Below are 6482 nucleotides of genomic sequence, written 5' to 3' on the forward strand. Positions count from 1 at the left end.
CGCGGGGCCACCGAACCGCAAGCACGCCGGGCCCGGGGGCGACACCCCCCGGGCCCGGCGTGCAGGCGGTGCTCAGCCGTTGGGACGCAGCGTCCACACGACGGTCATCTCGCCGGTGACGGCACCGTCGGCGCGCCGGATCTCGATCGACACCGGGAACTCGGGCCGCTCACCGGCATCCAGCTCCGCCACGACATCGGCCACCGGGCGGCCGAGGGTCGCGGTGGCGGTGACGGCTCCCATCGCCAGCTTCTTGTACGCGATCTCGGCGCTCACCGCGAGCGGCACCGCTCGCGCGAGCTGATCCCCGAAGGCGGCCAGCACGATCGATCCGCTCGCGGTCTCACCGAGGGTGAACATCGCGCCGGCGTGCGGCCCGCCGACGTGGTTGTGGTACTCGCTCTGGTCCGGCAGGGCCACCACGGCCTTCTCGGGCGTGGTCTCCAGGAACTGGAGGTTCAGGGTCCGGGCCATCGGCACCGTCGCGGCGAGCATCTCGCCGATCGACATCTGGTCTGCGCTCATGACGGACACGTTACCCACGAGTAGCCTTTGCTGGCCAGAGGCTGTCTCGACGACCCCGGGATGCCTGCCGGACGCGCCAGGACCCGCGGCGACGGGTCCGCCGGCAGCCCCGGACGGTTCAGCCGATACCGAACGCCCCGTCGGGAGGCTCGGGCGACGGCACGGCGTCCTCGTCCCGCACCGGGCGCGCACCGGCGATGAAGGCGCGGATCCCGGGCCCGTACTCGACCCGTGCCGGAAAGGCGTCGGCCGCCGTGAGCCGGGCCAGGGCGGCCGTGTCGACGGGGTGGTGCGCGGCGACGAGTACGGCGTTGCCGAAGCGGCGGCCGCGCAGGACGGCAGGTTCGGCGATCAGCGCCAGCTCCTCGAACTCCGTGGCGAAGGTGGCGAGTTGGGAACGGAGAAAGGCGAAGGGCGCCGCGTCGGCGAGGTTGGCCAGGTAGACGCCCCCGTCGCGCAGCACCCGGGCGGCCTCACGGGCATAGGCGACGGAGGTGAGGTGTGCCGGCACGCGGGAGCCGCCGAAGACATCGGCGATGAGCACGTCCGCCGAGTCGGAGGGGGCCGCTTCCAGCCAGCTGCGGGCGTCGGCGGTGTGCAGGGTGACGGACGAGCCGTCCGGGAGCGGCAGATGCTCCAGGACCAGCTCCAGCAGGGCACGGTCCGTCTCCACGACGTCCTGTCGCGAGCCGGGCCGGGTGGCGGCCAGGTACCGGGGCAGGGTGAGCGCGCCCCCGCCGAGGTGCAGCACGTCCAGCGGACTGCCCGGTTCCGCAAGGGTGTCCAGGACGTGCCCGAGCCGTCGTGCGTACTCGAACTCCAGGTGGTCCGGCTCGTCCAGGTCCACGTACGACTGCGGCGCCCCGTCGACCGTCAGCAGCCAGGCCCGTTTCCGGTCGACGTCGGGCATCAGCTTGGCGGTGCCGTGATCGACGTCTCGGGTCACGGGTATCGGCTCGTCCACGGGTCCATTGTCCCCGGTACCGGGACGCGCCGGTGCGCGGACGCCCTGAAGGGGCGCGGGGCCGCATCGATGTGCGGCCCCGCCGCGGGGGCGCGACCAGCCACAACCGGCCGGCAGCTCCCCACCCCTCTCAGCGCCTACGGTCCGACGTCCGCACAGCCGTCAGCCGACACGGGTCACCGTGCCCGCGCCGACCGTGCGGCCGCCCTCGCGGATCGCGAAGCCGAGCCCCGGCTCCAGCGGCACGTCACGCCCCAGCTCGACCGTCATGGTCACGGTGTCGCCGGGCCGGGCGAGGGCCGTCCCGCCGAGGTCGACGTCGCCGACCACGTCCGCGGTGCGGATGTAGAACTGCGGTCGGTAGCCGCTCGACACCGGGGTCGAACGTCCGCCCTCGCGCGTCGACAGGACGTACACACGCGCGGAGAAGCGGCGGCTCGGCGCCACGCTGCCGGGCGCCGCCACGACGTGTCCGCGCCGGACCGCGTCCCGCGGGACCCCGCGCAGCAGCAGCGCCACGTTGTCGCCGGCCTGCGCCTCCTCCATGGGCTTGCCGAAGGTCTCCAGGCCGGTGACCACGGTCTCCAGCCCGGCGCCGAGCACTTCGACCCGGTCGCCCACGCGGACGACGCCGCGCTCGACCGCGCCCGTCACCACCGTTCCCCGGCCGGTGATCGTGAGCACGTTCTCGACGGGCATCAGGAACGGCGCGTCCAGGTACCGCTCGGGCATGGGCACATAGGTGTCCACGGCGTCGAGCAGCGCCTCGATGGACGCCGTCCACCGCGGGTCGCCCTCCAGGGCCTTCAGCCCGGAGACGCGTACGACGGGTACGGCGTCGCCGCCGTAGCCCTGCGCGGTGAGCAGTTCGCGGACCTCCAGCTCGACGAGGTCCGTGAGCTCCTCGTCGCCCGCGTCGGCCTTGTTCAGGGCGACGACGATGTGGTCGACGCCCACCTGCCGGGCGAGCAGGACGTGTTCGGCTGTCTGCGGCATGATCCCGTCGAGCGCGGAGACGACGAGGATCGCCCCGTCGAGCTGCGCGGCGCCGGTGACCATGTTCTTGACGTAGTCGGCGTGGCCCGGCATGTCCACGTGCGCGTAGTGGCGGGTGTCGGTCTCGTACTCGACGTGCGCGATGTTGATGGTGATGCCGCGGGCGGCCTCCTCCGGGGCTCGGTCGATGCGGTCGAACGGCACGAAGGTGCCGGTGCCGCGCTCGGCCAGCACCTTGGTGATGGCGGCGGTCAGGGTGGTCTTGCCGTGGTCGACGTGGCCCATGGTGCCGATGTTGAGATGCGGTTTGGTGCGCACGTATGCCGTCTTGGGCATGGCGATACCTCGAAGCCTCTGCGTAGGAGAGATGGGGACCCCAAGGAACTCGCCGACCCTCCCCCTGCGGGGTCCGCCGGACGATCCGGAGAGGGTCAGCTTCGGGCGCCGTCGACTGCGGCGACGAGAGTGGGAACGGCAGCCTTCGGGGCATCCGCGACCGCGGATGCTGCGAGGTGGAAGGCGTACCGGAACATGACGCCGATCATTGCCGACGCTCCGCCCGGCGTCGAATGGTTTTTCAGGTCGCGGGAGTTCACGCGCCGGTCCGGTTCAGGGCCCGATGTTCTTCAGTGCCTCCCGGACCGACAGCGGCGCGAACCGGCCGCGCTCCCGGGCCAGGAAGGCCCGTACGGCTTGCGGGTCGGTCTTGGCGTACTCGCGCAGGCACCAGCCGATGGCCTTGCGGATGAAGAAGTCCGGGTGCCCGGACTGACGCACGCAGTAGGCGAAGAGCCGTTCGGCGTCGGTGTGTTCCTTGTAGCGCAGCTGGTGGAGCAGGGCGGCGCGGGCGACCCACAGGTCGTCGTCCGCGATCCAGGCGTCCATGTCCGCCGTGAGCCGCGGGTCGGCCGCGACCAGCGCACCCACGACATGGGCGGCGAGCGCGTCGACGGTGTCCCACCAGGGGACCGTGGTGACGAGGTACCGGGCGACCGGCAGGAAGCCGGAGGTGCACACGCGCGCGTGGCGGCGCAGATGGTCGACGGCGAAGTAGTGGTACTCGCGCTCGGGCAACTGCCAGCAGCGCAGGGCGATCGCCGTGCAGTCTCCCTCGTCGGGGTGCGGAAGGTCCGCGACGACGGTACGGGACAGAGCCCGGCGCACCGGCGTGGTGAGGCCCAGGAAGGGGGCCACGTCCTTCATGTACGCACGCATGGATCCGGCGCGCTCCGGGTCGGCCGCGGCGGCGTATGTGACGGTGAGCCGATCCAGCACCGTGTCGGCGAGTGTGCTGAAGGGCACGTCCAGAATGTCCGCACCTGTGACGCTCATGAGACGAACCATACGGCCATCACATATATCAATCCGTTACTGTCACGGAATGCTCGATGCCACCACCCGCTCTGGGGGCACCGCCACGGCCTCTCCCCGGGCCGCCGCCACGGAGCTCGCCGTAGCCGTACCCGTACCACCGCCGAGCCTCGGCGCGCGCTGCACGCGCGTGCTGCTCTCGCCGTGGTCGCGGCTGTCGCTGCTCGTCGTCCTGCTCGCGAGTGCCGCCGGTGCCGTGCTGCTCTTCCAGCCGCAGCGGATGCTGGCGCACGGCTGGCCGCCGCAGCTCGGCGGGGCCGCGGCGGCCATGGTGTTCGCGGCGGCGTACGGGCTGTGCACCGTGGCGTTCGTGCCGCGGCCGCTCCTGAACCTCGGGGCGGGCGCGCTCTTCGGCTCCCAACTGGGGACCGGGACGGCCCTCGTGGGTACGGTGCTCGGCGCCGGGGTCGCCTTCGGACTGGGCCGGCTGCTGGGGCAGGACGCGCTGCGCCCGCTGCTGCGGGGCCGGCTGCTGAAGGCGGCGGACGGGCAGCTCAGCCGGCACGGGTTCCGCTCGATGATGGCGGCCCGGCTGTTCCCGGGGGTGCCGTTCTGGGCCGCGAACTACTGCGCCGCCGTCTCCCGCATGGGCTGGGTGCCGTTCGTGCTCGCGACGGCGCTCGGCTCGGTGCCGAACACGGCCGCGTACGCCGTCGCCGGCGCCCGCGCCTCCGCACCGACGTCCCCCGCCTTCCTGATCGCCATGGCCTGTATCGCCGTACCGGCTCTGGTGGGAGCGGTGGTGGCCTGGCGCAAGCGGCACCAGCTGCGCGGACGCTGACGGCCGGCTACACGCCTTCCAGGATCATCGCGTTGGCCAGTCCGCCCGCCTCGCACATGGTCTGCAGGGCGTAGCGTGCGCCACGCGCGCGCATGGCGTGCACGAGGGTGGTCGTCAGACGGGTGCCGCTGGCCCCGAGCGGGTGGCCGATCGCGATCGCGCCGCCGTGCACGTTGACCTTGGCGAGGTCGGCGCCGGTCTCCTGCTGCCAGGCCAGGACGACGCTGGAGAACGCCTCGTTGACCTCGAACAGGTCGATGTCGTCGAGGGTCAGGCCGGCCCTGCGCAGCACCTTCTCGGTCGCCGGTATGACGCCCGTGAGCATCAGCAGCGGGTCGGAGCCGGTGACGGCGAAGCTGTGCAGCCGGGCGAGCGGGCGCAGGCCGAGGCGGGCCGCGGTCTCGCTGGAGGTGATCAGCACGGCGGAGGCGCCGTCGTTGACGGGGCTGGCGTTGCCCGCGGTGACGTTCCACTCGATCTGCGGGAAGCGCTCGGCGAAGACCGGGTCGTGGTAGGCGGGCTTGAGGCCGGCGAGGATCTCGGTGGTGCTGGACGGGCGTACGCACTCGTCGCGCATGACGCCCTCCAGGGGCGCGACCTCGGTGTCGAAGAGCCCGTTGGCCCAGGACTCGGCGGCCTTGCGGTGCGAGGAGACCGCGAAGGCGTCCATCTGGTCGCGGGTGATCGACCACTTGGCGGCGATCAGCTCGGCGCTGATGCCCTGCGGGACCAGGCCCTCCGGGTAGCGCTCGGCGACGCCGGGGCCGAAGGGGTCCTTGCCGGGCGGCACGTTCGACCACATCGGCACCCGGCTCATCGACTCCACGCCACAGGCGACGACGAGGTCGTAGGCGCCCGAGATGACGCCCTGCGCAGCGAAGTGCACGGCCTGCTGGGAGGAGCCGCACTGGCGGTCCACCGTGGTCGCGGGGACGGTCTCGGGGAAACCCGCCGACAGCAGCGCGTAGCGGGTGGTGTTCATGGCCTGCTCGCCGACCTGGTCGACGGTGCCGCCGATGACGTCGTCGATCAGTGCCGGGTCGACCCCGGAGCGTTCGACGAGGGTGCGCAGGGTGTGGGCGAGGAGTTCGACGGGGTGGACGTGCGCGAGGGAGCCGCCCGGCTTGCCCTTGCCGATCGGGGTGCGTACGGCTTCGACGATGACTGCGTCACGCATGTGCGTGCCTCCACGGCAGGTTGGCGGAACTACCAGCGAGTAGGAAATCCAAACTCACCATAACTCCGAGGGTTGGAAAAACAAACCCTCCCCTAGACTGGGCGTCATGGCCGCCACCAAGGACCCGCGCCCCTGTTCCATCGCCGACGCCCTGGCGCTCGTGGGCGAGAAGTACTCCCTGCTCGTCCTGCGGGAGGTGTGCCTGGGCAACGGGCGCTTCGACCAGCTGGTACGCAACATCGGCGCCCCGCGCGACGTGCTGGCCGCCCGCCTGCGGCGCCTGGTGGACGCCGGGATCCTGACGAAGCGCGCCTACAGCGAGCGGCCGCAGCGCTTCGAGTACCGGCCCACCCGGGCGGGGCTCGAACTGGAGCCGGTCCTGATGACCCTCAAGGAGTGGGGCGACCGCCACCTCCGGGGCGGGGTCGACCTCCCCATGGTGGTCGAGCACATCTGCGGCAACGAACTGGTCCCGGTCGTCACCTGCCGGGCCTGCGGCGATCCGGTGCACCACGAGGACCTCACCGCCCACCCGCAGGCGGAGGGGTGGACGGTGGCGGGACCCACGGCGGCCTAGTAGTGTTTCGTTAGGTCTAGGCGTTGGTGCTGATCACGAGCATGTTGGGTGTGTGGACACGCATGAAGTGAACCGATTACGGGCGGCGTTG

At 71.9% G+C, this 6482-nt stretch carries 7 protein-coding genes; 2 read left to right on the forward strand and 5 right to left on the reverse strand.

The annotated features are described in order from the left end of the window. Window positions 1-72: 72 nt before the first annotated feature. The 4 genes from ACWC1K_RS20165 to ACWC1K_RS20180 form a co-directional block, all read right to left on the reverse strand. Complete coding sequence (locus ACWC1K_RS20165) at window positions 73-525, reverse strand: DUF4442 domain-containing protein (protein ID WP_450833002.1); 453 nt, start codon at window positions 523-525, stop codon at window positions 73-75. A gap of 118 nt (window positions 526-643) precedes the next feature. After that, window positions 644-1489 carry a spermidine synthase gene (locus tag ACWC1K_RS20170; RefSeq protein WP_450833004.1) on the reverse strand — a complete coding sequence of 282 codons (846 nt, stop codon included), beginning with the start codon at window positions 1487-1489 and terminating at the stop codon, window positions 644-646. A gap of 162 nt (window positions 1490-1651) precedes the next feature. Continuing rightward, complete coding sequence (gene tuf, locus ACWC1K_RS20175; RefSeq protein ID WP_450752820.1) at window positions 1652-2821, reverse strand: elongation factor Tu; 1170 nt, start codon at window positions 2819-2821, stop codon at window positions 1652-1654. Window positions 2822-3094: 273 nt separating this feature from the next. Continuing rightward, window positions 3095-3817, reverse strand: a complete 723-nt coding sequence (locus ACWC1K_RS20180) for a DNA alkylation repair protein (protein WP_450833006.1) — start codon at window positions 3815-3817, stop codon at window positions 3095-3097. Window positions 3818-3866: 49 nt separating this feature from the next. On the opposite strand from ACWC1K_RS20180, the gene ACWC1K_RS20185 reads away from it, so the two are divergent. Then, window positions 3867-4637: a TVP38/TMEM64 family protein gene (locus ACWC1K_RS20185; RefSeq protein WP_450833008.1), complete on the forward strand. Its 771-nt coding sequence runs from the start codon at window positions 3867-3869 to the stop codon at window positions 4635-4637. 7 nt (window positions 4638-4644) lie between these two features. On the opposite strand, the gene ACWC1K_RS20190 is transcribed toward ACWC1K_RS20185, so the two are convergent. Next, window positions 4645-5814: a thiolase family protein gene (locus tag ACWC1K_RS20190; protein ID WP_450833010.1), complete on the reverse strand. Its 1170-nt coding sequence runs from the start codon at window positions 5812-5814 to the stop codon at window positions 4645-4647. 106 nt (window positions 5815-5920) lie between these two features. On the opposite strand from ACWC1K_RS20190, the gene ACWC1K_RS20195 reads away from it, so the two are divergent. After that, window positions 5921-6391, forward strand: a complete 471-nt coding sequence (locus ACWC1K_RS20195) for a winged helix-turn-helix transcriptional regulator (protein ID WP_450833012.1) — start codon at window positions 5921-5923, stop codon at window positions 6389-6391. The last annotated feature ends 91 nt before the right edge of the window (window positions 6392-6482 follow it).

Source organism: Streptomyces sp. NPDC001492, from assembly GCF_053597275.1.